This is a genomic window from Streptomyces sp. NPDC003327 (genome assembly GCF_053589515.1).
In genome coordinates this window covers 1-26347 of sequence record NZ_JBSFSA010000045.1, presented here as the reverse complement: position 1 = coordinate 26347, position 26347 = coordinate 1, and the positions used below count along the sequence as shown (strand labels likewise).

The 26347-nt window shown below is 74.5% G+C and carries 21 protein-coding genes, 1 tRNA gene and 1 pseudogene; 7 read left to right on the top strand and 16 right to left on the bottom strand.

Annotated elements, in window-relative coordinates; translation table 11 throughout:
• The first annotated feature begins 99 nt into the window (after positions 1-99).
• Positions 100-576, top strand: a complete 477-nt coding sequence (locus tag ACWDVG_RS26475) for a hypothetical protein (protein WP_451702569.1) — start codon at positions 100-102, stop codon at positions 574-576.
• A gap of 6 nt (positions 577-582) precedes the next feature.
• Here ACWDVG_RS26475 and ACWDVG_RS26470 read toward each other — a convergent pair whose 3' ends face one another.
• Both ACWDVG_RS26470 and ACWDVG_RS26465 read right to left on the bottom strand, forming a co-directional pair.
• Positions 583-2397: a BCCT family transporter gene (locus tag ACWDVG_RS26470; protein WP_451702567.1), complete on the bottom strand. Its 1815-nt coding sequence runs from the start codon at positions 2395-2397 to the stop codon at positions 583-585.
• Between the two features lie 608 nt (positions 2398-3005).
• Positions 3006-3090 (bottom strand) — tRNA-Leu (locus ACWDVG_RS26465).
• 261 nt (positions 3091-3351) lie between these two features.
• On the opposite strand from ACWDVG_RS26465, the gene ACWDVG_RS26460 reads away from it, so the two are divergent.
• Together ACWDVG_RS26460 and ACWDVG_RS26455 are read left to right on the top strand one after the other, a co-directional pair.
• A complete protein-coding gene (locus ACWDVG_RS26460) occupies positions 3352-4278 on the top strand; it encodes an adenosine kinase (RefSeq protein ID WP_451702566.1) in 927 nt (308 codons plus the stop codon).
• Between the two features lie 140 nt (positions 4279-4418).
• Positions 4419-6251 (top strand): glycoside hydrolase family 15 protein, encoded by a 1833-nt coding sequence (locus tag ACWDVG_RS26455; RefSeq protein WP_451702564.1) that lies wholly within the window; start codon positions 4419-4421, stop codon positions 6249-6251.
• Between the two features lie 2 nt (positions 6252-6253).
• Here ACWDVG_RS26455 and ACWDVG_RS26450 read toward each other — a convergent pair whose 3' ends face one another.
• From ACWDVG_RS26450 to ACWDVG_RS26425, 6 genes are all read right to left on the bottom strand, one after another.
• Entirely contained in the window at positions 6254-8011 is a 1758-nt protein-coding gene (locus ACWDVG_RS26450; protein WP_451702563.1) for an acyl-CoA dehydrogenase family protein, read from the bottom strand.
• Positions 8012-8120: 109 nt separating this feature from the next.
• Positions 8121-8690, bottom strand: a complete 570-nt coding sequence (locus ACWDVG_RS26445) for a PadR family transcriptional regulator (RefSeq protein ID WP_451702561.1) — start codon at positions 8688-8690, stop codon at positions 8121-8123.
• Between the two features lie 92 nt (positions 8691-8782).
• Complete coding sequence (locus ACWDVG_RS26440) at positions 8783-9292, bottom strand: hypothetical protein (protein WP_451702559.1); 510 nt, start codon at positions 9290-9292, stop codon at positions 8783-8785.
• A gap of 148 nt (positions 9293-9440) precedes the next feature.
• Positions 9441-11129 carry a protein kinase domain-containing protein gene (locus ACWDVG_RS26435; RefSeq protein ID WP_451702557.1) on the bottom strand — a complete coding sequence of 563 codons (1689 nt, stop codon included), beginning with the start codon at positions 11127-11129 and terminating at the stop codon, positions 9441-9443.
• Between the two features lie 211 nt (positions 11130-11340).
• Entirely contained in the window at positions 11341-11637 is a 297-nt protein-coding gene (locus ACWDVG_RS26430) for a hypothetical protein (protein WP_451702556.1), read from the bottom strand.
• Positions 11638-11773: 136 nt separating this feature from the next.
• A complete protein-coding gene (locus ACWDVG_RS26425) occupies positions 11774-13216 on the bottom strand; it encodes an amidase (RefSeq protein ID WP_451702554.1) in 1443 nt (480 codons plus the stop codon).
• A gap of 211 nt (positions 13217-13427) precedes the next feature.
• Between ACWDVG_RS26425 and ACWDVG_RS26420 the strand changes: the two genes are divergently transcribed.
• From ACWDVG_RS26420 to ACWDVG_RS26410, 3 genes are all read left to right on the top strand, one after another.
• Positions 13428-13868, top strand: a complete 441-nt coding sequence (locus ACWDVG_RS26420; RefSeq protein ID WP_451702552.1) for a nuclear transport factor 2 family protein — start codon at positions 13428-13430, stop codon at positions 13866-13868.
• A 119-nt stretch (positions 13869-13987) separates the two neighbouring features.
• On the top strand, positions 13988-14476 hold the full coding sequence (locus tag ACWDVG_RS26415) for a hemerythrin domain-containing protein (protein ID WP_451702551.1): 489 nt from the start codon (positions 13988-13990) through the stop codon (positions 14474-14476).
• A gap of 217 nt (positions 14477-14693) precedes the next feature.
• The gene (locus tag ACWDVG_RS26410; protein WP_451702550.1) at positions 14694-17021 is read left to right on the top strand and encodes an alpha-N-acetylglucosaminidase; all 2328 of its coding nucleotides are present in this window, start codon (positions 14694-14696) and stop codon (positions 17019-17021) included.
• A gap of 4 nt (positions 17022-17025) precedes the next feature.
• On the opposite strand, the gene ACWDVG_RS26405 is transcribed toward ACWDVG_RS26410, so the two are convergent.
• From ACWDVG_RS26405 to rpsR, 8 genes are all read right to left on the bottom strand, one after another.
• Positions 17026-18030 carry a proline racemase family protein gene (locus ACWDVG_RS26405; RefSeq protein ID WP_451702549.1) on the bottom strand — a complete coding sequence of 335 codons (1005 nt, stop codon included), beginning with the start codon at positions 18028-18030 and terminating at the stop codon, positions 17026-17028.
• A gap of 102 nt (positions 18031-18132) precedes the next feature.
• Positions 18133-19041 (bottom strand): dihydrodipicolinate synthase family protein, encoded by a 909-nt coding sequence (locus ACWDVG_RS26400; protein ID WP_451702548.1) that lies wholly within the window; start codon positions 19039-19041, stop codon positions 18133-18135.
• 99 nt (positions 19042-19140) lie between these two features.
• Positions 19141-20655 carry an FAD-dependent oxidoreductase gene (locus ACWDVG_RS26395; RefSeq protein WP_451702547.1) on the bottom strand — a complete coding sequence of 505 codons (1515 nt, stop codon included), beginning with the start codon at positions 20653-20655 and terminating at the stop codon, positions 19141-19143.
• Entirely contained in the window at positions 20636-20950 is a 315-nt protein-coding gene (locus tag ACWDVG_RS26390) for a (2Fe-2S)-binding protein (protein WP_451702544.1), read from the bottom strand. The genes ACWDVG_RS26395 and ACWDVG_RS26390 overlap by 20 nt, the downstream gene beginning before the upstream one ends.
• 30 nt (positions 20951-20980) lie before the next feature.
• Positions 20981-22150, bottom strand: coding sequence for an NAD(P)/FAD-dependent oxidoreductase (locus ACWDVG_RS26385; RefSeq protein WP_451702543.1), 1170 nt, complete (start codon positions 22148-22150; stop codon positions 20981-20983).
• 12 nt (positions 22151-22162) lie between these two features.
• Positions 22163-23206 (bottom strand): ornithine cyclodeaminase family protein, encoded by a 1044-nt coding sequence (locus ACWDVG_RS26380; RefSeq protein ID WP_451702542.1) that lies wholly within the window; start codon positions 23204-23206, stop codon positions 22163-22165.
• A gap of 145 nt (positions 23207-23351) precedes the next feature.
• Positions 23352-25745, bottom strand: a complete 2394-nt coding sequence (locus ACWDVG_RS26375) for a collagenase (RefSeq protein WP_451702540.1) — start codon at positions 25743-25745, stop codon at positions 23352-23354.
• Positions 25746-25990: 245 nt separating this feature from the next.
• Positions 25991-26227: a 30S ribosomal protein S18 gene (rpsR, locus tag ACWDVG_RS26370; RefSeq protein WP_451702538.1), complete on the bottom strand. Its 237-nt coding sequence runs from the start codon at positions 26225-26227 to the stop codon at positions 25991-25993.
• Positions 26228-26258: 31 nt separating this feature from the next.
• Here rpsR and ACWDVG_RS26365 point away from each other — a divergent pair.
• Positions 26259-26347 (top strand): annotated as a pseudogene (locus ACWDVG_RS26365) (signal peptidase I); the annotation flags it as partial.

Sequence of the window (26347 nt, the reverse complement as noted above, 5' to 3'; positions counted from 1 at the left end):
GGCGCCCCGCCCCGGCGCCCGGCCCGGCCGTGCGTGCGCCGCGCCGGTCTGGGCAGACGCCTGCGGTGAGGACGCGGATCGGGCCCGAGGAGCGCGACCATGACCAGGACACCGGGGGACTTCACCCTGCTGGACGTCTCGCTCTACACCGACGAGCTGGGACGCCTCGCGGTGCCGCTCGCCCGGCTCCGGGGCGGCGGCGCGGAGCCGCCGACGCTCGACCTGCCGGAGGGTGCCGTCCTCGGGGTCGGGCTCCGGTTCCGGCTCGGCCGGGACGTCGACGGGCTCGCCTTCGAGGAGACCCGGACCCGCGCATGGGCACTGTCCGTGGAGGGGGAGTCGCTCTCCGCCACGCGGACGGTGCTGGGAGGCTTCCGGGCGGGCGGCCCGTACGAGCTGCGGCTCCCGCCCGAACGGCTGCCGGTGGGGCGGGAGGGCTGCGCGGTGTACGAGGTGACGGGCCGCTTCACGGACGGGGAGGGCCACGAGCTGGCCCGCGAGCGTCACCGCTTCCGGGTGGTGCACCGATCTCCCGCCTCCGCCTCCGCTCCCGGCGCCGCCCCGCCCGCCGGGTGACGGCGGTCAGAGGCCCCCGACGCCCGGGGAGCCCGTCGGCGCGCCGGAACCGGCGGGGCCGTCCGGCCCCGGTGGAGCACCCGGGCCCGAGGCCCCGCGGGACGGCGGGGAGCCCGGTCCGATGCGCAGCTCGAAGTCGCCGCCGTACCGCTTGTGGCCCGCGATCACGGCCAGCTCGACGACCTCCTCCCCCACCTCGCCCCGGACGATGAGCGGGTCCTCGCGCAGGTCCCTCATCAGCGCCACGCACATGCCGACCATCACGACGACGAACGGCGCCGCCACCAGGATCGTGAGGTTCTGCAGGCCGGCGAGCGCGTCACCCTGGCCGTCGCCGATGAGCAGCATGATCGCGGCGACGGCTCCGGTGACGACGCCCCAGAAGACCACCACCGGCCGGGTGGGCTCGAACGCGCCGCGCTGCGAGAGCGTGCCCATCACGATGGAGGCCGCGTCGGCGCCCGAGACGAAGAAGATGCCGACCAGGACCATCACCAGCACGCTCGTCGTCCCCGCGATCGGGAACTCCTGGAGCAGCCCGAAGAGTTGCCCCTCGGGGGTGGCCTCGGCCGCGAGCCCGCCCTCCTCCCTGACCTTCATCGCCGTGCCGCCGAAGACGGCGAACCAGACGAGGCTGACCGTGCTCGGCACGAGGATGACGCCGCCGACGAACTGCCGGATCGTCCGGCCCCGGCTGATGCGGGCGATGAACATGCCGACGAAGGGCGTCCAGGAGATCCACCACGCCCAGTAGAAGACGGTCCAGCCGCCCAGCCAGTCGTGGATGTTCTCGCCGCTGGTCGCCTCGGTGCGGCCGGCCAGTTGCGGCAGGTCGCCGAGGTAGGCGGCCAGGGAGGTGGGCAGCAGGTCGAGGACGATGACGGTCGGCCCCGCCACGAAGACGAAGACGGCGAGCAGCGCCGCGAGCACCATGTTGATGTTGGAGAGCCACTGGATGCCCTTCTCCACACCGGAGACGGCGGAGAGGACGAACGCCACGGTCAGGACGGCGATGATGCCGACGAGCAGCCCGGTGCCCGCCTTCGCCATCCAGCCCAGCTCCTCGAAGCCGCTGCCGATCTGCAGGGCGCCGAGGCCGAGCGAGGCGGCGGAGCCGAAGAGGGTGGCGAAGATGGCCAGGATGTCGATGAACCGGCCGGGACCGCCGTACGCGAGCCGCTCGCCCATCAGCGGGACGAAGACGGCGCTGATGGTCTGGCGGCGCCTGCGCCGGAACGTCGAGTAGGCGATGGCGAGTCCGACCACGGCGTAGATCGCCCACGGGTGGAGCGTCCAGTGGAACAGCGTGGTCGCCATGGCGGTCTGCATGCGCTCGGCCGAGTCCAGGGGCCGGGTGCCCGGCGGCGGGGTGGCGTAGTGGGCGAGGGGTTCGCTCACCCCGTAGAACATCAGGCCGATGCCCATGCCGGCGCTGAACATCATCGCGATCCAGGACACGGTCCGGAACTCGGGGCCCTCGCCCTCCCGGCCGAGGGTGATCCGGCCGTAGCGGCTGACGGCCAGCCAGAGGGCGAAGACGACGAAGCCGGAGGCGGCGAGCATGAACGCCCATCCCCCGTCGCGGATCAGGCCGTCGAGGAGCGAGCCCGAGACGCTCTGCAGGCTGTCGGTGGCTGTGGCGCCCCACACCACGAAGGCCAGGGTGAGGACGGCGCTGACACCGAACACGATCCGGTCGGTGCGGGCGCCGTGGTGGTCGGGGCGGCCGGGGAGGAGGTCCGCCGTCACCGGCAGGCCCACCCCACTGCCCCGCGCGGTGCCGTCCGGACGGCGGTCCGGACCCTGCTCGTGCTGCGACACAGACGCACCTTTCCTACGCTTACGGGACAAACGAGACGGAGTCTCCGTAAGGCAGTACCACAGGCGCGACCGTTCCTCGTGGAGCAACGAGCTCCGAGCGCGCGCCTCCTGGCCGCGCCTCGGCGCGCAGCCGCGCGGCGCGCTCCTCGAACCGCTCCACGGCCTCGGCCGCCGGTCCTTCCGGCAGCGTCCGCGCCGGGCCCGGCCGGGCCGCCGACCAGCTCCTGGTAGGCGGCGAAGAGGGAGGCGTGGAGCACCGTGAGGTACGCGGGGGTGCGCTCGGCGGCGAGGTCGGCACCGAACACGGCCTCGGCGTCGCCGCGGGGCTCCCCGTCGAGGGGGACGTCAGCCAGCAGCTTCCCGGCCTCGCGCACGAGCTCGGCGAGCTCCGCCCGCAGCAGTTCCTCGGGGCCGGTCGCCTCGTCGTGCGGGGCGGTGCCGTCGTCGAGGCGGGCGGCGACGCGGGCCCAGAGCCGGGCGTCGCCCGCGACGCACGACCGACAAGCGCACACTCATACGAAGGGCCCGGCCAGGTCCGCGAAGCACCGGAAAAAGCGACGTGGTGGCCGAGACCGCTCTCGACCACCACGACGTCGGCGAACCGATCGTGTCCGAGGGGGGACTTGAACCCCCACGCCCGATAAAGGGCACTAGCACCTCAAGCTAGCGCGTCTGCCATTCCGCCACCCGGACAGGTGTTTCGTCATCCGTTCGGGGTGTTCCCGCGCGGCGACATGGATCAATCTACCAGGTCCGCAGAGGTGCCCCGTCCCGCCCCCATCCACGGTCTGAGCTGCGGGGACTCCCGGCCCGCCACCCGGCAACGCCTGCCCCCGCGCAAAGCTTTGCGGCAATTTTCCGCATGTTCTTGCCCCGCTCGGGGGCGGCTGCTTGACTCGCCCGTGGCCACGGCCGGTTGTCGCGCCCGCCCGGGCGCGGACGAGAGGGGCAGCGATGAGCAGCGGCAGCACGTACGACGTCCTCGTCCTCGGCGGAGCGGGGGTCGACACGATCGTGTACGTCCCCGAGCTTCCGCTGCCGTACGCCGACAGCTACATGATCCGGCCGGGCATCGAGACGCGCGCCGGGCAGACCGGGGACTTCGTGGCCCTCGGGCTCGGCTCGCTCGGCCTGCGGACCCACCACATCGACATGATCGGCGACGATCCGGCCGGAGACCTCGTCCGCGCCTTCCACCGCGAGCGGGGCATCCCGTTCACCGAGGTGCCGCTGCCCGCCGGCACGAAGCGCGCGGTCAACCTCGTGGCGCCCGACGGCCGACGGCTCTCCCTCTACGACGCGGACCGCTGGCGGGACTCGGACCGGCTGCCCGAGGAGACCGTGCGGGCCCTCGCCGCGACGAGCCGCCACGCCCACGTCTCCCTCACCCAGCCCTGCGCCCACGCCCTGCCCGTCCTGCGCGAGGCGGGGCTCACGCTCTCCACGGACCTGCACGACTGGGACGGCGAGAACCCGTACCACGAGCCCTTCGCGCTCGCCGCGGACATCGTCTTCGTCTCCGCCGCCGCGCTGAAGGACCCGGAGCGGACCATGCGGGACGTCCTGGAGCGCGGCCGGGCGGAGGTCGTGGTCGTCACCGCGGGGGCCGAGGGCGCCCACCTGCTCACCTCCGCCGGGGGCCGCCCGGTGCACGTGCCGGCCGTCACGCCCCGCGCCCCCGTGGTGGACTCCAACGGCGCGGGGGACGCCTTCGCCGCCGGGTTCCTCTACGGGCGGCTGACCGGCGAGAGCCTCGACCGCTGCGCCCTGTACGGGGCGGTGGCAGGCGCCTACGCCTGCACCGTACCGGCGACCGGGTGCGACGCCATCGACCGCGCCACGCTGCTGAGGGAGGTGCGGGCGCTCGGACAGCCCTACTGAGCCCCTCGGCCCGCGGGGCCCCACAACGGCGGGCCGCCACCTGCTGGGCCCTCCCCCGTCATGGTGCGCCTCCCCCGCCGCCCCGGCATCCCGGGGCGGCCGCCGAGCCCGCGCGCGCGTTCTCACCGATAGTGGAGGGCATGAGGCGCTACCCGCCCATCGCCGACCACGGCCTCGTGGGCGATCTGCAGACCGCCGCGCTCGTCTCCGACGAGGGCGTGGTCGACTGGTTCGCGGCCCCGCGCTTCGACTCGCCCGGGATCTTCTCCTCGCTGCTCGACCACGACCGGGGCGGCCACTTCCAACTCGCCGTCGTGGCACCCGATGTGACGGTCAAGCAGCTCTACTACCCGGACACCGCCGTCCTCGTCACCCGGTTCATGTCGCCCGACGGCGTGGGCGAGCTGATGGACTGGATGCCGCCCGACCGGGTGGGGCGGCCCACCGAGCGCCACGCGCTGCTCCGGGTGATGCGGTGCACCCGCGGCGCCGTGACCTTCACGATGGAGTGCCGGCCACGGTTCGGTTTCGGCCACGACCCGCACGAGACGAGCCTCGACGGCCGTACGGCCTCCTTCCGGGCCCCGGGCATCTCGGCGTTCCTCCAGTCGAACATCCCGATGGAGCGGGACGGCCCGTACGACGTGCGCGGCCGCCTCACGCTCACCGAGGGCGAGGTGGCCGGCGCGGCCTTCACGGTGGCGGGCCCCGCCGCGCCCGCCCCGCCGCTGCCGGAACCGCACGAGGTGGAGGCGGCGCTCTGGGACGCCGTGGACTACTGGCAGGGCTGGGTACGCACCGCGCGGTACCGGGGCCGCTGGCCCGACATGGTGCACCGCTCGGCCATCACCCTGAAACTGCTCACCTACCTGCCGACGGGCGCGCCCGTGGCCGCCGCCACCCTCGGACTGCCCGAGTCCGTCGGCGGCGAACGGAACTGGGACTACCGCTACACCTGGATCCGCGACGGCTCCCTCGCCGTGCGGGCCCTGCTCGACCTCGGCTTCACCGAGGAGGCCGCGGCCTTCACCTCCTGGCTCACGGACCGCGTGGCGGAGCGGTCCGCCGCGCCGACGGCCGGCGGCCGACCGCTCCAGATCATGTACCGGGTGGACGGCGACCCGTGGCTCCAGGAGGAGATCCTGGAGGACTTCGAGGGGTACCGCGGCTCCGCGCCGGTACGCGTGGGCAACGCCGCCGCCGACCAGCTCCAGCTCGACATCTACGGCGAGGTGCTCTACGCCCTCGCGCAGGGCCGCGGCCTCGACACCCAGCCCACGTACGAGGGCTGGCAGGCCGTGTCGGCGCTGCTCGACTGGCTGGCGAAGTCCTGGGACACGCCGGACGAGGGCATCTGGGAGACCCGGGGCGGGCAGCGGGACTTCACGTTCAGCCGGGTGATGTCGTGGGTCGCCTTCGACCGGGGGCTGCGCCTCGCGGAGGAGTTCGGCCGCCCCGCCGCGCTCGACACCTGGCGCGCCATGCGGGACGAGATCTTCGCGCAGGTCATGCACCGCGGCTGGAGCGACCGGCGCCGGGCGCTCGTGCAGTACTTCGGCGGGGACGTCCTGGACGCCTCGCTGCTGCTGATCCCCCGCGCCGGGCTGCTGAGCCCGACCGACCCGGTCTGGCTCGGCACCCTGGACGCGATCGAGGCCGGGCTCGTCAAGGACAGCCTCGTCCACCGCTACGACCCGCACGCCTCCCCCGACGGCCTGGCGGGCGGCGAGGGCACGTTCAGCCTCTGCACCTTCCTGTACGTGGACGCGGCGGCCCGCGCCGGGCGGGTCCGCCAGGCCCGGTTCGCCTTCGAGAAGATGCTCACGTACGCCAACCACGTGGGGCTCTTCGCCGAGGAGATCGGGCCCGCGGGAGAGCAGCTCGGCAACTTCCCGCAGGCCTTCACCCACCTGTCGCTGATCATGGCGGCCACGACGCTCGACGAGGTGCTCGACGCCAGACGCGGTGAGTAGCGTCAGGAGACGTCGGAGCGGGGCTCGAGCGCCATCTCGTAGGCGCCCGACAGGGCCTCGACGCGCTGCCAGACGCGGTCCGATCGGGCCTCGTCGACGACCGGGCGGCGGACGGCGCCCAGGGCCCAGGTCTGCTGCTGCTCGGTCGCGGAGTCCTTGCCGTGCAGCTCGACGGCGTGCGCGGAGAAGTCCCGTACGAGCACGGCGAAGAGTTCGTCGAGGACGTCCTCGTCGAGGCCGGTGAGGGCGGCCTGCTCCAGGACGAGCTGGCCGTGCACGACGAGGGCGAAGAGCTGGCCGACGGCGAGGAGCAGGTCGAGGTCGCGGCTCTGCTTCTCGTCGGGGGCGGCCGTGGTCACGAACGCGCAGAGGGCGTCGGCCTGTTCGCGGAAGCGGGCCACGTTGGAGACGTGGGCGTACGCGTCGAAGGCGGGGCGCCAGTCGTGGAAGCGGACCGAGCCGAGGCCGCGGGCCGGTCCCTGGCGGAACAGGAACGTGTCGTCGGCCGCGTCGAGGCGGGTCGGCACGGGCTCGTAGGCGACGGGCTCCAGGAGGTGGTTGCGCATGAACTTCAGGATCAGCGCGAGGTTGACGTGGACCGTGCCCTCCAGCTTGGGCAGCCCGCGGATCTCGATCGCCGCCTGGGCGAAGTAGTTGTCCTTCTCGAAGCCCTTGGCGGCGATGACGTCCCACATCAGGTCGATGACCTTCTCGCCCTCCGTGGTCACCTTCATCTTCGTCATCGGGTTGAAGAGGAGGTAGCGGCGGTCGTCGGGACCGGCGGTGCGGAAGTAGTCGACGGCGCGGTCGCTGAACAGCTTCATGCCGACGAGACGGACGTACGCGTCGGTCAGCTCGCGCCGCACGTGCGGGAACGCGGTGACCGGACGGCCGTACAGGATCCGGTTCTGCGCGTGCGTGACGGCCTCGTACATCGCGTGCTCGCAGATGCCGATCGAGGCGGTGCAGAGGTTGAACTTGCCGACGTTGACGGTGTTGAGCGCGGCGTCGAAGGCGGCGCGGCCGGTGTGCAGGACGTCCTCGGCGGCGACCGGGTAGTCCTCCAGGCGGAACTCGCTGACGTACTTGGAGGAGTCGACGACGTTCTTGACCAGGTGGTACGCCGGGTGGCGGCTGTCGGCGGCGAAGAAGACGTAGCCGTCGGGGCCCTCGACGTCGGTGCGGCGGCCGAAGACGGAGACGAGACCGGCGGCGTTGCCGTTGCCGATGTAGTACTTGGAGCCGGTGGCGCGGAAGCCGCCCTCGCCGTCGGGCGTGAGGAGCATGTCGGTGGAGTAGATGTCGGCGCCGTGGGTCTTCTCGGAGAGGCCGAACGCGAACACCTCGCCCTGGTCGAGGAGTTCGGCGGCCCGGGCGCGCGCCGCACCGTTGTCGCTCTGCCAGACGGGGCCGAGTCCGAGGATCGTGACCTGCCAGGCGTACCAGTAGTCGAGTCCGTAGAAGCCGAGGATCTCGTTGAGCGCGGCGATGCGGGCGGTGTCCCAGCGCTTGTCGCCCGCGCCGTCGCCCTCCCCCTCGCCGGCGGCCGAGGCCGGGGTGAGGAAGGTCGCGAAGAGCCCTTCCTCGGCGGCGAAGGCGAGGAAGTCTCCGAGCCAGGCCCGGGTCCGGTAGTCCTCGATCAGCCGGCGCTTGCCGCGCTCCTCGAACCAGTCGACGGTGGCGCGCAGCAGCCTGCGGGTCGCGGGGTCGAAGTGCGCGGGGTCGTAGGTGCGCGGGTTGAAGAGCAGCGCGTCGGCCATGGGTGCCGCCTTTCGGCTGAGGGTGAGGGTGAGGGTGCGGGTGTGGGTGTGGGTGTGACGGACGGGTGCGCGCGGTGGACGCGGTGGCGCTGGGTGGACGCCGTGGGCGTCAGGTCGCGGGACCGAAGCGGCCGAGCGTGGCGAGGACGTCGTCGAGCCAGGCGATCATCATGCGTTCGTACGCGATGCCGCCGCGCAGCACGACGTGCTGCAGCTCCCGCTCGGCGTCGAGGGGCACCCCCTCGAAGGCGCCCGTCGGCGGCGCGGGGAAGTCACGCGCCTCGCCCGAGAGGTAGTGGTCGAGGCGGTCGGTGTGCGCCTGCCGGTGCCGGAGGACCTCGCGGACGAGCGCGGCGGGATCGTCGAACGCGGCGCCGCGGATCTTGACGGCCAGGTCGTGCCGGACGCTCTCGGGTTCGATCGGCTCGTGCAGCCAGCTGGAGAGCGCGGCCCGCCCGAGGTCGGCGACCGAGTACTCCCTCTTGTCCGGGCGGCCCTGCTGCGGGACCTCCCGCGCCTCGACCCAGCCGTCGTTCTCCATGCGCTTGAGCACGCGGTAGATCTGCTGGTGGGTGGCGGTCCAGAAGTAGCCGATGGACCGCTCGAAGCGCCGGGCCAGTTCGTATCCGGATCCGGGCTTCTCAAGGAGTGACACGAGGATCGCGTGTTCGAGCGCCATGGCCCCGATCTTGCTATGCAACTCGTTGCATAGCAAGATCGACGGGCTCCGGTGAGACGCGGCTCACCTCATCCGGCCAGGCGCCGATCCGTTCATCCGTAGGTCCTCCGGCACAGCTCGGCCGCCCCCATGGGCGCCCCGATCGCCTCCGCCTGCCGGCAGAGCCTCCGCATCTCCGGCGGCAGGACGGGGCCGCCGGTCGGGCGGTGCGTACGGACGGGCGCGGGCACGGACCGGTGCGACGGTACGGGCGCCTGGGCGGTGGTCGCGCTGCCGCGGCGGGCCGTCGCCGGCGTCCTGCGCGCGTCCGGCTGCCCGGCTCCGGCCCCGTGCCCGCCCGTCTCCCCCGTGCGCGCGGGCCGGTTCGACGGCATCGGTGTGCCGGGGCTCGGCCCCGTCGTCGCGAGCTCCTCGCGCGCCGGGGCCTCGGTGAGCGGCGCGGTCGTCGGTGCGGTCGTCGGCTCGGCCGTCCGGTCACCGGCGGGCGCCAGCGCTGCGGGCCGCGCCGCGGTCGGGCGGGGCTCGGGGCTGTGCGGGACGGCCGTGCAGCCGCTCGTCACGAGAGCGGCGAGGAGGACGACCGTCGTACGGCGAAGGCGCATGGCCCCACCGTGCCCGAAGGCCCCGGCGGCGGAGGGCGGGTGCGCCCGCGTCCACCGTGACGAGTGAACGCCCGGAGCGGAGCGGACGATGCGGGCTCCGCCCCCCTGACCTGTCAGCCCGAGGGCCCCCGGCTCTTCAGCGGGTCCGTCAGTCGCCCTTCAGGGTGTGGACGACCTTGCCGTTGGCGTCGACGGCCAGGTAGCCGACGGCGCTGTACTCGTTGGTGAGGTAGTACATGAGGGTCGGCCGGTTGTCGTTGAAGCTCCAGCGCTCGACGCGGACGTACCGCAGGTTCGGTTCCTCCACGGCGAGTTCGCGGTCGGCCCGCTTGCCCAGGGTGGTCAGGTCGCCCCACGGCATGGTGGCGACGTCGAAGACCTGGTCGTCGGGCTGGTCGCCGATCGTGCCGCCGGGGCCGAGGTTGCGGACGGCGCCGTCGCGGTACTCGTACCGGTCGTAGCTCTTGGCCCCCGGCCTGGTCGGGATCGACGCCAGGGCGTAGTCCTCGTAGAGCGTCAGGTCGGCGATGGTGGTGGTCCCGCCGGCCGCGTCGCGGAAGGCCCCGATGACGGCGCGGGCGTTCGCCGGGGTGAGCAGGCTCCCGGTGGTCGCGGGCGGGGCCTCCGAGCGCGACGACGAGGGCTCGCCGTTCGGCTTCGTACCGCTGGTCGCCGTGGAGCCGCCCGTCGGGGTCGTGCCGCCCTTCGCCCCGTCGCCCCCGGTGCCGCCGTCGGGCAGGGTCTTGACGACGGTCACCACGGCCGCGGCCGCGAGCACGAGCGCCAGGGCGAGGAGGACGCCGCGCCGCCGCGCCCGGGCGGCCGGCGGCACGGGCGGGCCGAAGCCGCCCCCGGAGGGCGTCGCGGGCATGCCGTAGGAGGGGTACGGGAGGGCGGGGGCGACCGGCCGCGCGTACGGAGCCGGGCCGAAGGCCCCCGCGGGCGGCGCGACCCGCGGCACCGCGTCGGCCGGGGCCGCCGTGCCGTCCTCGCGGGCCGCGGCCTCGGCGAGCAGCTGCTCAAGGAGGGCGCCGTCGGGCCGCAGGGCCGGGTCGCGCACCAGGAGCCGGCCGAGGACGGGCGCGAGGGCTCCGGAGCGCACGGGCGGGGGGATCGGGTCGTCGAGCACGGCGACCACGGTCGCGAGGCTGGTGGCCCGGCGCAGCGGATGGTGGCCTTCGGCCGCCACGTACAGGAGCATGCCGAGCGACCACAGGTCGGATGCCGGGTTGCCCTCCTCGCCGCGGACCCGTTCGGGGGCGATGAACTCGGGCGAGCCGATGAGGTCGCCGGTCGAGGTGAGGCGGGACGTCGCCTCGTTGAGCACCGCGATGCCGAAGTCGGTGAGCACGGCGCTGCCGTCGGGGCGCAGCAGCACGTTGGCGGGCTTCACGTCGCGGTGCTGGATGCCGGCGGCGTGCGCGGCGCGCAGCGCGGACAGCACCTGCCGGCCGAGGGTGACGGCCTCCGGGACGGACATGGGCCCTTCGGCGAGGCGCTCGTACACCGAGCGGCCCTCGACGAGTTCCATCACGATCCACGGGTGCGAGCCGTCCAGCGGGTCCACGATGTGGTGGATCGTCACGACGTGCGGGTTGGAGAGCCGGGCCAGGGCCCGCGCCTCGCGCACGGCACGCTCCCGCAGCTGCGCGGCGAGCCCGGGATCGGCCTCCTCGACGGCGGGGTCGGGCGGGCGCACCTCCTTGAGGGCGACGTCACGGTCGAGGGCGATGTCCCGCGCCCGCCAGACGGTGCCCATGCCACCGCTCCCGAGCCGGGAGATCAGCCGGAACCGTCCGTCGACCAGGGGTCTTCCGTCGTCGTCACTGGTGCTCATGGGCGGTCATGCTATGCGGTCCCGGTGACATGCCCATCACGAGGAGCCGGGTCGAGGGCGGCCTCCACGAAGGAGACCGGCCCTCCGTGAAGGAGACGGGGGACACGGGCACGCCGCCACGCGGCGACGGGCCGCCCCCAGGGAGGGGCGGCCCGTCGCGGGCACGCGTCGAACGCGGCGGCCCGTCCGTCGGGGACGGGGGCGCCGACGGTCAGGCGGAGATCTCCGGCAGCAGGCCCATCACCGGCGCGGCCTGGTCCGTGAGCTGGTGGAGCTGGTGCAGTTCGTGGACCCGGCTCAGACCGCCCAGCTGCTCGGCGATGCCGGGGAACTCCCCGCGGGACTCCTCGGGGATTCCCGTCGTCGTGAGGGCGTCCAGCTCGGCGACCGGGCTGATCGGCGGTCCGAGCGGGCTCGTGGCGGCGACGGCGGTGGAGGCGGTCGCACCGATGCAGGAGAAGGCGGCGGCGACGGCGAGGACGGAGGAGAGGCGTCGTGACGTGGTCATACCCTCCCCAACGGACCCGCGGCGCCGGCGGACACGGCCGCGCCCGGTCGTCTTGGTCCGAACGGGTGCTCCACCGTACGCCCGTGCTCGCGCCCCGGGAGCCACCCGCACCCGCGTCCGCCGGGAAGGGCGCCGGCTATCCGACGCCGTCCCGAACGGCGGCCACGTCCTGGATGCGCCGGAAGGGGCGGTCGGCCTCCAGCTGGAACGCGATCTCCAGGAGGGTCCGCTCGCTGCCGGGGCGGCCCGAGAACAGGACGCCGACCGGCAGTCCGTCGTCGGTCGCGGTGGCGGAGGGCAGCGAGACCGACGGCGTGCCGACGACGTTGTCGACCGGCGTGAACGCGACGTAGGCGAGGATCCGCTCGATCAGGGCCGGGTACGGGACGTTCGGCGAGAGGTGCCCGATCGGGGGCGCGGTGTGCGCGAGGACGGGCGACAGCAGGAGGTCGTGGCCGCGGAACGCCGCCGCGTACGCCACCTTGGTGCGGCCCAGTCGGCGCAGGACTCCCGGGGTGCGCCGCCAGGCCTGCCGGTACTGCTCGCGCAGCCCCCGGCTGAGTCCGTCCATGCGGTGCCGGTCGAAGTCGGCGGCGAGGGTGCGGCCGGTGGCGCCGAGGAGGAACGACAGCATGCCCCAGTAGGTGAGGAAGTCGTCGGTGAAGCGCGGGTCGATGGGCACCTCGACGGGTTCGACGGTGTGGCCGAGGCGTTCGAGGGTCGCCACGGTCTCCGTGACGGCCGTCCGGGTGGCGTCGTCGACGCGGACGCCGGTCGGCGAGTCCACCAGGAAGCCGACGCGCAGCCGGCGCCCGGTGGGGCCCTCCACACGGCCGAGGGGCGGCAGTTTCGGGTTGCGCCAGTACGTCTCCGCTCCCGCGAGGAACGCGGCGGCGTCCCGTACGGAGCGGCTGACGATGCCGTCGGAGACGATGTCCAGGGGGAGTTGGCGGCTCTGGGCGTTCGGGACGACGCGGCCGCGGGTCGGTTTGAGGCCGACGAGCCCGCAGCAGGCGGCGGGTATGCGTATGGAGCCGCCGCCGTCGTTGGCGTGGGCGAGGGGGACGGCTCCGGCGGCCACGAGCGCGGCGCTGCCGCCGGAGGAACCGCCCGCGGAGTGGCCGGTGTGCCACGGGTTGCGTACCGGCTCGGCGTCCTCGTACTCGGTGGTCGGGCTGAAGCCGAACTCGGGCAGCCGGGTCTTGCCGAGCACGGTGACGCCGGTGCTGAGGAGCTGGCGGGCGAAGGGGGCGTGGCGACGGGCGGACCTCGGGGTGAAGGCGGCGCTGCCGTGGCCGGTGGGGAGTCCCGCGTAGTCGGTGTTGTCCTTGACGAAGGTCGGGACACCGGCGAAAACCCCGCCTTCGGCGGTGGCGCCGTCGGGCACGTCGGTGTGCACCTGCACGGCGTGGAGCCGGTCCTCGACCGCGCGGACGCGTGCGGCCGCGGCCCTGGCCGCCTCGGCGGCGCCGACCTCGCGGCGCCGGATCGCCTCGGCGAGGCCGACGGCGTCGTGCTCGCCCAGCGCGTCGTCCCGGAAGGCGTGCACCGTGGTGGGTCGTTCGTCGGATGTCGTCACCGCTGCCTCAGCCTCCGGGCCGTGTGGATGGTCGCCTCCATCATTTCGTACCGGCGAGTAACTGGCGAGGGGTCGGCGGTCGCCACCTTCACCCGGCCCGAAGCATGCACTGAACCGTACAGTTCCGCGACTGAACGGTGTTGACCGCCCCGATCCGGGCGGCCTAGGCTCGGCCTGGAGCCCGCCTGACCGGCCGTCAAAGGAGCAACCCGTGCCCGAACTCCGTCCGCCCGTCCCCCCGTTCACCGCGGAGACCGCGGCGGCCAAGGTCCAGGCGGCCGAGGACGCGTGGAACAGCCGCGATCCGCAGCGGGTCTCGCTCGCCTACACACCGGACTCGGTCTGGCGCAATCGCGACGAGTTCCTGACCGGCCGCGCCGAGATCGTCGCGTTCCTCACCCGCAAGTGGGCCAAGGAGCAGGAGTACGCGCTGCGCAAGGAGCTGTGGGCCTACACCGGCAACCGCATCTCGGTGCGCTTCGAGTACGAGTGGCACGACGCCGACGGCCAGTGGTGGCGCAGCCACGGCAACGAGCAGTGGGAGTTCGACGACCACGGCCTCATGCGGCGCCGCGAGGCCAGCATCAACGACGTCCGCATCACCGCGGAGGACCGGAGGATCCTCGGCCCGCGGGGCTCCGAGGAGGCCTGATCCCCGGCTGGTTCCCGACCTTGCGAGGGCCGCTGGCGGCGTGATCGGATGGCGTCGGCATCGCGTGCCGGTGGCGGACCGCGTCAGGCATGGAGGTGCGGAACGAAAGGGCCACCTCCGTGGCATCCCCTGACGGCAGCCGTGCCGCTGCCCTGAGCCGCCAGCTCACCCACGCGCATCAGGAACTCCGTCGCCGCATCGGCGACATCCGGTCGAACCTCGGCCGGAGCGGCTTCGACGACGCCGCCCTGCGCACGCACTGCCTGGCCTTCTGCAGTGCGCTGACCACCCACCACGAGGGCGAGGACGAGGGCATGTTCGCCGACCTCGTCCGCGAACGCCCCGACCTCGCACCGACGATCGCGAAACTCGTCGAGGACCACGAGCTGATCTCCTCGATCCTGACGCGGGTGCGCGCACTCGCCGACGGGGCCGCCGCGTCGAGCGGCGCCGACCTGCGGGCCGTCGCGGGCGAGCTCGACGGCCTGACCGCGATCATGGAGTCGCACTTCGCCTTCGAGGAGCGGACGATCACCGCGGCCCTCGACGCGGCGGAGACGGACGGCTCCTGGTCGGAGCGGGTGTTCCGCTTCGGCCCCGCGTCATGAGCTGACGACCGCGGCACCGACCGCGGCGGTACGGAGCGGGCCGCGGGGGCACGACACCGGCGCGGCCGCACGGAGCGGGCCGCGGAGGGCACGCGGTCGTACGGGACCGGGTGCGGGCGCCGGACGAGCGGCGGCCGCACCCGTCCGTATGAGTGCCCGGCGATCGTCGGCTCCGCCTGCGTCCCCGGCGGCGCGGCGGCGCGCACAGTGGGCGGCGATGCCTCGTCACCGTCCCGCAGGGAGCCAGATGGGCCGCCGCCTCCTCCTCCGATGCCGTCACGTCCTCGTCGTCCTGGCGGTCGCCGCCGTGACGGTCGCCGCGCCCGGCACTCTGTCCCCACGGGGCGGCGCCGCCCCCGGGCCCCGTCCCGCTTCCGGGCCGATCCCCTCCCCCCGGCCGGTCGCCGCGCCCGGCTTCGACACGGGACCGGCCCGCGCGGCCCTGGAGCGGCTGCTCGGGCCGCGGGCCGCCGGGCAGTTCACCCTGCTGCCGCACGACGAGCCCGCCGCGGCCGACTCCTTCACGGTCTCCGGCCCGGCCGGGGCGATCCGGGTGCGGGGCACCTCGCCGGCCACGCTGCTCACCGGGGTCGGCTGGTACCTGGAGCGGGTCGCCGGGGTCGACATCGGATGGCCGGGCGACAGCCTGGGCCGGCTGCCGGCCACGCTGCCGGCCGTCCCCGGCACGCTGACCCGGTCGGCGACCGTGCCGCACCGGTACGCCCTGAACGACACCGACGAGGGCTACTCCGGCGCGTACCGCGACTTCGCGACGTACCGGCGCGAGATCGACCTCATGGCGCTGCACGGGGTGAACGAGGTGTTCGTCCCGACGGGAGCCGAGTACTCCTCCTACCGGGCGCTCCAGGAGTTCGACTACGACGCCGCCGAGCTGCGCGGCTGGATCCCCGGCCCCGCGCACCAGGCCTGGTGGCTGCTGCAGAACATGTCGGGGTTCGCGGGACCGGTCTCGGCACGGCTCGTCGAGGCCCGCGCGGAGCTGGGCGCGCGCATCGCGGACCATCTGCGCTCGCTCGGCATGACGCCGGTCCTGCCGGGGTTCTTCGGGACCGTGCCGCCGGGTTTCGCCGCCCGGAACGAGGGCGCGGTGACGGTCCCGCAGGGCCGGTGGGTGGGGTTCGACCGGCCCGACTGGCTGGATCCGACCGGTCCGGTCTTCGACCGGCTCGCCGCGGCCTACTACCGCCACCAGCGGGAGCGGTTCGGGGACACCGACATGTTCAAGATGGACATGCTGCACGAGGGCGGACAGGCCGGGTCCGTGAACGTCGCGGCGGCGGCCGGGGCCGTCCAGCGCGCCCTGGACACCGCGCGCCCCGGCGCCACCTGGGTCATGCTCGGCTGGCAGAAGAACCCGACGGCCGCCCTGCTCAGCGGCGTCGACCGCGCCCGGGTGCTGATCGTGGACGGGCTCTCCGACCGCTACGACGGGCTGGACCGCGAGGCCCAGTGGGGCGGAGCGCCGTACGCCTTCGGCGCGATCCCGAACTTCGGCGGCCACACGACCCTCGGGGCCAACACGGCGGTGTGGGTGAGCCGCTTCCACGCCTGGCGGAGCGAACCCGGCAGCGCGCTGCGCGGGATCGCGTACCTCCCGGAGGGCACCGGCGGGAACCCGGCGGCGTTCGACCTGTTCACCGAACTCGCCTGGGAGCCCGGCCCGATCGACCAGGAGAGCTGGTTCGCCGGGTACGCGGCCCGGCGCTACGGCGGGGCGGACCCGCACGCCGCCGCCGCGTGGGAGCAACTGCGCCGCGGCCCGTACAGCACCCCGTCCGGCACGTGGAGCGAACCGCAGGACGGGCTGATCGCCGCCCGGCCGAGCCTGACGGCGACGCGGGCGGCGCGCTGGAGCCCGACGGCGATGCGGTACGACGCGGCGACGGTGGAGCGCGCGCTCGACGAGCTGCTGCGGGTGGCCCCGAAGCTGCGGGGCACGGACGCGTACCGCTTCGACCTGGTGGACGTCGCCCGCCAGGCGCTCACCAACCGGGGGCGGGTGCTGCTGCCGCGCGTCCGGGCCGCGTACGAGTCGGGTGACCTGGAAGGGTTCCGGGCCCTGGTGCGCCGGTGGAACGCGGACGCGGAGCTGCTCGGGCGGCTGGTCGCCTCCGACCGGCGGTTCCTCCTCGGGCCGTGGCTCGCGGCCGCCCGCTCGTGGGGGGCGGACACCGCCGAGAGCGACCGGCTGGAGTACGACGCCCGTTCCATCCTGACGACCTGGGGTGACCGGGGTCCGAGCGAGACGGGCGGACTGCGCGACTACGCCAACCGCGAGTGGGCGGGGCTGGTCAGGGACGTGTACGCCCCGCGCTGGGCGGCCTACTTCGAGGGCCTCGACCACGCCCTCGCCACCGGTACGGCGCCGGTCCCGATCGACTGGTTCGCGCGGGACGACGCCTGGGCGCGGGGCCACGGCACGTACCCGACCCGTCCGACGGGCGACCCGGTCGCCCTCGCCGCCGAGGTGCGGTCGGCGCTGACGGCGCCCCTGCCCGCCGCCGCACCCCAGGCGGGCGGCTGACCTCTCACAGGAGGAAGCCGGCGGGGAAGGGGTCGTCGGGGTCGAGGAAGTACTGGGCCGTGCCCGTGATCCAGGCGCGGCCGGTGACCGTCGGGACGACGGCGGGCATCCCGGCGACCTCGGTCTCCGCGGTGAGCCGTCCGACGAACCGGGTGCCGATGAAGGACTCGTTGACGAAGTCGCGGTGGAGCGGGAGTTCGCCCCGGGCGTGGAGCTGGGCCATGCGGGCGCTGGTGCCGGTGCCGCACGGGGAGCGGTCGAACCAGCCGGGGTGGATGGCCATGGCGTGGCGGGAGTGGTGGGCGTCGGAGCCCGGCGCGGTCAGGTGGACGTGCTTGAGTCCGGCGATCTCGGGCGAGGTGGGGTGGACGGGCCGGTCGGGGGACGCGTTGACGGCGTCCATGATCGCGAGTCCGGCGGCGAGGAGGTCGTCCTTGCGGGCGCGGTCGAAGGGCAGGCCGAGGTCGTCGAGGGAGACGAAGGCGTAGAAGTTGCCGCCGAACGCCAGGTCGTAGCGGACCTTGCCGAGGCCGGGGACGTCGACGGCGCGGTCCAGGCCCGCGCAGAAGGCGGGGACGTTGGTGAGGGTGACGGACGTGGCGGCGCCGTCCTCCACCCGGACGTCGACGGCGACCGGCCCGGCCGGGGTGTCGAGCCGGACGGTGGTGACGGGTTCGGTGACGGGGACCATGCCGGTCTCGACGAGGACGGTGGCGACGCCGATCGTTCCGTGGCCGCACATCGGGAGGAGCCCGGAGACCTCGACGTAGAGAACCCCGTAGTCGCAGTCGGGGCGGGTGGGCGGCTGGAGGATCGCGCCGCTCATCGCCGCGTGGCCGCGGGGCTCGTACATGAGGAGCGTCCGCAGGTGGTCCAGGTGCGCGAGGAAGTGGAGTCTGCGCTCGGCCATGGTGGCACCGGGGATGACACCGACGCCTCCGGTGATCACCCGGGTGGGCATGCCCTCGGTGTGCGAGTCGACGGCGTGGAAGACGTGACGCGTGCGCACGGGGTTCCTCTCGGTGGGCGGAAGGGGGGCGGGCGCCGGACGGCCGGGGGGCCGGGGCCCGCGGTGGGCGCGGCGGCCGTTCGGAGGGGTTCGGGCGGGTGGTCAGCGGTGGCCCGCGGCGACGGCCTTCTCGGTGGCGGTGCGCACGGCGGCCTCGGCAGCGCCGGTGAGCGGGTGGCGCGGCGGCCGGGTGGGCCCGCCGCGGCGGCCGGTGATGTCCATGGACAACTTGATGGCCTGGACGAACTCCACCTTGGAGTCCCAGCGCAGCAGGGAGTGCAGGGAGGAGTAGAGCGGCCGGGCGGTGGCGAGGTCGCCGGCGACGGCGGCCCGGTAGAGCGCGGCGCAGCTGGCCGGGAAGGCGTTGGGGTAGCCGGCGATCCAGCCGACGGCGCCGGCCAGGGCGAGTTCCAGGAGGACGTCGTCGGCGCCGATCAACAGGTCGAGTTCGGGGGCGAGTTCGGCGATCTCGTAGGCCCGGCGGACGTCGCCGCTGAACTCCTTGACGGCGACGACGCCGCACTCGCGGTGGAGCCGCGCGAGCAGGCCGGGGGTGAGGTCGACCTTGGTGTCGATGGGGTTGTTGTACGCGACGACGGGGAGGCCGACCTCGGCGACCTCCGCGTAGTGGGCGAGGACGGCGGTCTCGTCGGCGCGGTACCCGTTGGGCGGCAGGAGCAGGACGGAGCCGCAGCCGGCCTCGGCGGCCTGCTCGGCCCAGCGGCGGGACTCGGCGCTGCCGTAGGCGGCGACGCCCGGCATGACGCGGGCGCCGTCGCCGGCGGCCTCGACGGCGGTGCGGACGACGCGGGCCCGCTCGTCGTCGGTGAGGGTCTGGTACTCGCCGAGGGAGCCGTTCGGGACGACGCCGTCGCAGCCGTCGGCGACGAGTCGGGCGACGTGTTCGGCGTAGGCGTCGTGGTCGACGGAGAGGTCTTCCCTGAAGGGCAGGGCGGTGGCGACCATGATGCCGCGCCAGGGACGTTCGGCGCTCCAGGTGGTGGCGTTCATCGCGGACGACCTTTCTGTAGTGTGTGACATTTTACTAAGAGGCGGCGGCACCTCCACAAGAGGTCGTCGCCGACTTTCGGGTCCGAACAGCGTGGGCGGTCAGGCGAGTTCGCCGACCTGCGGCCCGGCCGGGGGCTCCTTCCGGTTCTCCGTCGGGGTCTCCGACGGTCCGTCGAGTGCGGCGAGCGTCGCCAGCGGTACGGGGACGGCCAGGGGGCGGCGTTCGGCTGCCGGTTCGGGGCAGCCGCCGCCCGCCGCGAGACATGCCACGGCCGCACCGCACATCCGTCCCTGGCACCAGCCCATGCCGGCCCGGGTGAGCAGCTTGACGGTCCGGGCGTCGTGCGCGCCGAGTTCGGCGACCGCCTCGCGGACCCGGCCCGCCGGGACCTCCTCGCAGCGGCACACCTCCGTGGCGTCGCCGAGCCACCCGGTCCAGCCGGGCCCGGGGGCGTGCGCGGCGGCCATCACGTCGGCGAAGGCGCGCATCCGGTCCCGGCGGCGGCGCGGTCCGGCGAGCGTCCGGGCGTCGAGGGGGCGGCCGAGGAGCCGGGCCGCGATCGCCCGGCCGGCGAGTTCGCCCTCGGTGCGGGCGAGCGCGGCCCCGCCGACGCCGCCGGTCTCGCCCGCCGCCCACAGGCCGGGCACGGTGGTCTCCTGGAGGTCGTCGAGGGCCAGCCCCACGGTGCCGTCGGGCAGCGTCCGGGTGGCGCAGCCGACGGCCGTGGCCAGTTCGATCTGCGGCACGAGTCCGTAGCCGACGGCGAGCGCGTCGCAGGCGATCCGGCGGCCCGTCCCCGGTACGGGCCGCCAGTCGCGGTCCAGGCGGGCGACGGTGACGGCCTCCACCCGGTCGGTGCCGTGCACCTCGGTCACCGCGCTGCGGAGCCGTACGGGCACGCGGTGGCGGGCGAGGGCGGCGCCGTGGACGAGGGCCTCGACGGCCTTGCCCGGGTTGGCGAGAAGGGCCCGGGGCGCGCGGGCGTACCGCAGGTATCCGGCGGCCTCCACGACCGCGGGGATCCGGGCGCCCGCCGCCGCGAGCGAGGCGGCGACGGCGAGCAGCAGGGGGCCGCCGCCCGCGACGACGACCCGCCTGCCGGGCAGGACGAGCCCGGACTTCAGCATCGCCTGCGCTCCCCCGGCGGCCACGACGCCGGGCAGGGTCCAGCCGGGGCACGGGAGGTGGCGCTCGTGCGCGCCGGTGGCGAGGAGCACGGCGCGGGCCCTGATCCGTACGGGCGCCTCGGCGGTTCCGTCGGCGCCGGTCACCGCGTGCGCGGTCCAGGTGGCGTCGGCCTCGCGGACGAGGGTCCAGACGTGGTGTCCGCCCAGATGGTCGACGCGGCCGGTCGCGAGGCGTCGGCGCAGCGCGGTGAAGGCGGCCCAGTCGTGGTGCAGGGCTTCGGGCCGTACGGCTCCGAGGGCGGGCGCCGGATGGCGGTAGAACTGGCCGCCGGGCCGCTCGGCGGAGTCCACCAGGGCGACGCGCAGGCCGAGTTCGGCGGCGGTGACGGCGCCCGCGAGTCCGGCGGGGCCCGCGCCGACGACCGCGAGGTCGTAAGGGGTGGCGGGGTGGCGGTCGCCGTCCGGTTCAGTCGCCGAGGCGGTCATGGCCGTGGCCCTCCTGGGTGGTGACCGTGTCGCCGGGGCGGGCGGGGAGCAGGCAGGCGCGCCGGTTGGGGCGGCCGTTGACGGTGGCGAGGCAGTCGTGGCACTGGCCGATGCCGCAGAAGGCGCCGCGCGGTCTGCCGCCGTTCCGGGTGGTGCGCCAGGCGAGGATGCCCGCGCCCCAGAGGGCGGCGGCGATGCTCTGGCCGGGCAGGGCGGTGACGCGCCGGCCGTCGAAGGTGATCTCGAACGGCGACTGGGTCCGGGCCCCGACGAGGTCGGCGGGGGTGCGGGCCACGGGCGCTCCTCTCGGGTCGGGGCGGGCGGTTCAGTCCGCGGTGGCGGTGGCGGTGGCGGTGAAGCGCTCGGGTCGGAAGGGGTGGATGTCGAGGGGAGGTTCGGCGCCGGTGAGGCAGGCGGCGACGATCTGTCCGGTGACGGGGGCGAGTCCGATGCCGGCGCCTTCGTGGCCGCAGGCGTGCAGCAGTCCGGGGAGGCGCGGGTCGGGTCCGATGGCGGGCAGGTGGTCGGGCAGGTAGGGGCGGAAGCCGGGGTAGGTCCGGACGGCCCGCACGGTGCCGAGGACGGGGAAGAGCGCGAGGGCTCCGGCGGCGAGGCGGCGGAGGGCCTCGGTGGAGAGGGTCCGGTCGAAGCCGACGCGTTCGCGGCTGGCGCCGATGAGGACGGGCCCCGCGGGGGTGCCCTCGACGACGGCGGAGGTCTGGAGGGCGGCGGAGCCGCTGGCGACGTCGGCCACGTAGTCGGCGGCGTACACCTTGTGGCGCACCACCCGCGGCAGGGGTTCGGTGACGAGGACGAAGCCCCTGCGGGGCAGCACGGGCAGGTGGACGCCGGCGCGTGCGGCGAGGGCGCCGCCCCAGGTGCCGGCCGCGTTCACGACGTACGGGGCGTGGAGGTCGCGGGTGGTGGTCCGCACGCCGCGGACCACTCCGCCCGCGCCGGTGAGGAGGCCGGTGACCTCCTCGCCCAGCGCGGTGCGGACACGGTCGCCGGCGGCTCGGAGCAGCCGCGCGGCGGCGTGGGCGGGCATCACCTGGGCGTCCTCGGGATAGTGGACGCCGCCGGCGAGGCCCGGTGCGAGGTGGGGCTCCAGGTCGTGGAGCCGGTCACCCGGCACCTCGTGCGTGACGACGCCCGCCTTCTCCTGGCGGGCGGCGAACGCGCGGAGGGCACGGAGCCCCGTCTCGTCGGAGGCGACGACGAGGCCGCCCTTCGCCTCGTACTCGACGGACGGGGGGAGCCGCTCGGCCAGGCCTCGCCACAGCGCCGTGGAGAGGAGGGCGAGTTGGAGTTCGGGACCCGGCTCCTTGTCGGAGACGAGGAGGTTGCCCTCGCCCGCTCCGGTCGTGCCCCCCGCGACGGAACCGCGGTCGACGACGGTGACGGTCAGACCGGCGAGGGCCGCGTAGTGGGCGCAGGCCGCGCCGACGACACCGGCGCCGACGACGATGACGTCCGAGGTTTCTCCCGTGGGCACCTCAGTAATATTTCACATGGCACTCCGTGTGCCAAGACCCTTGGCTTCTTCGCCCGTTGGGGCGGCGCCCCGCTCCCCGTGGGCCCGGTACAGGGCCGCCGCCACCGCCAGGTCCTCCCAGGCCATGCCGACGCTCTTGAAGAAGCGGGGGCGCCCGGCCGACGGCTCGCGGCGGCCGTTGACCAGGTCGGCGAGGTCGCCCGCCACGTGGTCGGGCCCGATCACGCCCTCCGCCAGGGGCAGGACGAGGTCCCCGGCCTCGCGGAGCGCCGCCCCTCGGGCCTCGACCCAGACCTCGGCGCGGGCGACGAACGCGGAGTCGGTCTCCCGGACGTCCGGTTCGTGCGAGCCGACCGCCACCACGGTCGCGCCGGTCGCCACCAGGGCGCCGTCGAACAGCGGTGCCCGCGAGGAGGTGCAGCAGACGACGAGGTCGGCCTCCGCGACCTCGTCGGCGGTGCCGGTGCGGGCGGGGACGCCGAGGGACCGCGCGTGGGCGGCGAGGGCGCGCCCCTTGGCCGGGTCGCGGGCGACGACGACGGCCTCGGCGACCTCGCGCACGGCGCGGACCGCCGCCAGGTGGCCGTACGCCTGGGGGCCGGTGCCGAAGAGGAGGAGGCGCAGGGGCCGGTCGGCGGGCGTCAGCAGGCGGACGGCGAGGGCCGAGACGGCCGGGGTCCGCAGCTCGGTGAGGGTGGCGGCGTCGAGGACGGCGAGCGTCTCCAGGGTGGCGCCGTCGAGGAGGAGGTAGGAGCCGATGATCCGGGGCAGACCGCGGGCCGGGTTGCCGGGGGCGACACCGGCGACCTTCACGCCCGTGAAGGACCCGAGGGCGGCGGGCATGAGGAGGAGGTGGCCGGCCGGTACGGGAACGGCGGCGCGCGCCGGTCCCGCGTCGGGGTCGAGTCCGGCACGCAGGACGTCGGCGAGGACGTCCACCAGGAAGCCGGGCGCGGCGCGGGTCGTGACATCGGCCGCGGCGCCGGCCCTGGCGCCGCCCGCGGGGCCGAGCAGCCGGGCCAGGGCCGGGCCGTCGAGGGCGAGGGGCCGGGTCACGGCCGCACCCCCCGTCCCGGTCGCGGCGGCGGGGGGTGCGGGGTGGTGCGCATGGCGTACGGCCTCCGGGGCGGTGGGTGCGCGGACGGGACGGACGCCGGGGCCGGCCGCTCCTGGGAGGCGCGGCCGGCCCGGCGCGTGCGGGTCAGCTGCGGAGGGGGCCCTCACAGCTGTAGGACGACGTGCCCGCCACCTTGGTGGACCAGATCTCGACGGGTCCGAAGGAGCAGTTCATGTCGGCCAGGTTCGTGGACGCGGCGCCCGCACGGTCGAGTATGAAGTAGTCGACCGTCTCGGACATGTCCTTGAAGTTCTGGTCGGCGCTGGCCCAGTTGGCCAGGTTCGCGGTGATGCGGCCGGTGCAGAGGAAGCGGCGCTTGCCGGGGTCGCCGGTCTCGGCGCAGGTGGGCGTGTTGGAGGTGGCGGCGGCGAAGGAGGACCGCACCGCCTCCACGGCCGCGTCGCGCAGCCGCTCGTTGGGCGTGAAGGTGGTGTGCGGCACGAAGAGCTCGTCGACCCGGGCGATCTGGGCGTCGAGGAACCGGTCGTAGCCGCTCTGGAGGGCGGCGTCCGCGCCGAGGCGGGCGCGCCAGGCGTCGTACGCGGCGACGTCGTTGTTCCGCAGGTGGGTGTACATCTCGCGGATCAGCGAGGGGCGTTCGGTCCACAGGAACTCGAAGAACGTCCCGGCGTAGGCGTAGAAGCGGAAGCCGTCGCCGTCGTACGTGGCGTTGAGGATCTGCCGCAGGGTCATCCGGGGGCCGCCGCCCGCCGTGTCGTTCATGACGGACCGGACGAGGGACTTGCGGACCGCGATGCCGTCGTCGCGGGTGGCGCCGTCGAAGAACTCGGCGGTGCCCTCGTCCATGAAGGTGGTGCGGTCGCCCTGGTACCAGGGTCCCTCGCCGAAGAAGCCGGGGACCGCCCACCGGCCGTTCAGGTAGTGCGTGTACTCGTGGCGGAAGAGCTCCTCGAGGGTGAGGGAGGAGTCCTGCGGGACGCGGCGCTGGTAGGTGTAGAAGGTGGCGCCGCGCTCGATGTAGATGCCGCCGTTGTTCGTGTCCATCCCGGTCAGGACGGGGTGGTAGTTCTCGTAGTCGGCGCGCGAGGCGTACAGGACGACCGTGAGGGTGGTGTTGGGGTCGCCGGCGAGCGGCCGCTCGGTGCCGAGCACCCGGTGGAACTGCGCCTTGACCTGCTTGCTCGCGTAGTAGAGCTGGTCGACGGTGGCCCGGTCGAGGCCGGTGCGGACCTTGAGGGCGCCGTTGTCGTAGGTGTACGTGTACGGGAAGATCTGCGCCTCGATGTCCTCCTTGCACACGCCGTACGGCTTGCACGCCTCGTAGACGTTGAGCCAGGAGACGACGGCGGCCCAGGGGGCGCTGCCGCGGCCGAAGGTGTTCACCACCTGGCCCAGGACCACGCCGAGTTCGGCGGTGATCTCCGTCCGCAGGCCGGTGATCTGGCCGAAGCGGCCGTACTCGCTCAGGGCGTCGCGGGCGACCCAGTCGTTGGCGGTGCCCTTGAGGTGGGCGTATCCGGCGAAGGCCTTGAACGCGGCGCGGTACGAGGGGTCGGCGGCGGCCGCCGCGTGGAAGGCGGCGTCCTGGTTGCCCGGGTAGACGCCCAGGTAGTTGACGGAGAGCGCGGCGAGCGCGGCCCCCGCCCACGTGGGGTCGAGGTGGGTGGCGGGGTGCGCCGGGTCCAAGGTGGCGAGGACCCGCTTGATCAGGCCGAGTTGGTGCTGGCGCAGCCCCGGGGCGCTGGCCGCGTAGAGGGCCTCGCGCAGGGTGGCGGCGTTGCTGCGCGTGACGTCGAAGGTGCGGGGCGCGGCGCCGAAGGCGGCGACGGCCCGCCGGATCGCGTCCACGGTGGGCGCGTCGGTGAGGTCGATCTCCGGGCGCGAGAAGTCGTGGTACGCGGCGGCGTGCAGAACGGTGAACATCTCCTCCAGGTGGGAGGAGTTGCGGCCGTCGTGGGTGGCGGCGAGGCCGGATATGCGGCGGGCGACGGCCTGGACGTGCGCGTCGGACAGGACGGGCGCGAGGCGGGCGTCCCAGGTCCAGACGAGCCCGCGCAGACAGCCGTCGGCGGTGACGGCGGGGTCGGCGAGGAAGTCGGCGAACCGCTCGGGGGCGAGGCCCGTGATCCCGTCGAGGGTGCAGGGGACACCGGTCGCGGTCGTCGCGGGCCCGGCGCCGGCCCGGGAGACGGTGACGGCGGCCGGGGCGCGGCCGGGGATCCGGCCGGCCGCGTGCCCGCCGGGGGCGGGCGCGGGCGCGACGGTGGCGCGGGGCGCGACGGCCAAGTGCTCCACCTCGTCGAAGGGGTGGCTGCCGCGTCCGGCCAGGGGGCCGGGGGCGCCGGATCGCGCGGCGGCGGCAACGGCGGTCGGTACGGCGGTCGTCGCGGCCGAAGTGTGAGCGTCCGCGTCTGCGGCGAGGGCACCCGTCTGCGGGGACGCGGCCAGGAGGGTCACCGCGAGGGCGGAGGTGAGCAGGGTCGAGGTGAGGGTCGAGGTGAGCAGGGTCGAGCGCACACGTCTGTGGATGGACAACAGAGCTCCAGAGGTCGTGGGGGTACGCCCAGAAGGCGTGAGAACCGGGAACCGTTGTGCTTCGCACGGAACTTGACGGAGACTCATCAATCCGTGTGCGGTGTAACATAGTAATGTGAAATTGCACTGACAACCCCTGTGCGGCCCCCACTTGCCGGGCGTTCACCCGGCGGTGCGCCGCGGAGGAACCGGACCCTCACGGTCCTTCCGCGGCGGTGGCGTCGCCGTCAGCGCCCGGCGTACGGCAGCAGGGCCATCTCGCGGGCGTTCTTGATCGCGGCGGCGAGGGCCCGCTGCTGCTGGGCCGTCACGCGCGTGACGCGACGGCTGCGGATCTTGCCGCGGTCGGAGATGAACTTCCGGAGCAGGTCGGTGTCCTTGTAGTCGATGTACGTGATCCCGGCCGCGTCGAGCGGGTTGGGCCGGGACTTCACGGGCTTGCGGGGTTCGGGGCGTCGCGCCATGGGGATTCTCCTCGGTGGCAGGGGCCGGCCACTCGACGAGAAGGACCACGGCACCGTCGCGGAAGAGCAGGTCGTGGGCCGCGCCGTCGTGATCGCCTGGCCCCTCGGGCACTGGCGCCG

Bases quoted from the DNA above. Each gene is read 5' to 3' on its own strand.
- ACWDVG_RS26475 (WP_451702569.1), top strand. From the start codon at position 100: ATGACCAGGACACCGGGGGACTTCACCCTGCTGGACGTCTCGCTCTAC.
- ACWDVG_RS26460 (WP_451702566.1), top strand. From the start codon at position 3,352: ATGAGCAGCGGCAGCACGTACGACGTCCTCGTCCTCGGCGGAGCGGGG.
- ACWDVG_RS26455 (WP_451702564.1), top strand. From the start codon at position 4,419: ATGAGGCGCTACCCGCCCATCGCCGACCACGGCCTCGTGGGCGATCTG.
- ACWDVG_RS26450 (WP_451702563.1), bottom strand. From the start codon at position 8,011: ATGGCCGACGCGCTGCTCTTCAACCCGCGCACCTACGACCCCGCGCAC.
- ACWDVG_RS26445 (WP_451702561.1), bottom strand. From the start codon at position 8,690: ATGGCGCTCGAACACGCGATCCTCGTGTCACTCCTTGAGAAGCCCGGA.
- ACWDVG_RS26440 (WP_451702559.1), bottom strand. From the start codon at position 9,292: ATGCGCCTTCGCCGTACGACGGTCGTCCTCCTCGCCGCTCTCGTGACG.
- ACWDVG_RS26435 (WP_451702557.1), bottom strand. From the start codon at position 11,129: ATGAGCACCAGTGACGACGACGGAAGACCCCTGGTCGACGGACGGTTC.
- ACWDVG_RS26430 (WP_451702556.1), bottom strand. From the start codon at position 11,637: ATGACCACGTCACGACGCCTCTCCTCCGTCCTCGCCGTCGCCGCCGCC.
- ACWDVG_RS26410 (WP_451702550.1), top strand. From the start codon at position 14,694: ATGCCTCGTCACCGTCCCGCAGGGAGCCAGATGGGCCGCCGCCTCCTC.
- ACWDVG_RS26400 (WP_451702548.1), bottom strand. From the start codon at position 19,041: ATGAACGCCACCACCTGGAGCGCCGAACGTCCCTGGCGCGGCATCATG.
- ACWDVG_RS26395 (WP_451702547.1), bottom strand. From the start codon at position 20,655: ATGACCGCCTCGGCGACTGAACCGGACGGCGACCGCCACCCCGCCACC.
- rpsR (WP_451702538.1), bottom strand. From the start codon at position 26,227: ATGGCGCGACGCCCCGAACCCCGCAAGCCCGTGAAGTCCCGGCCCAAC.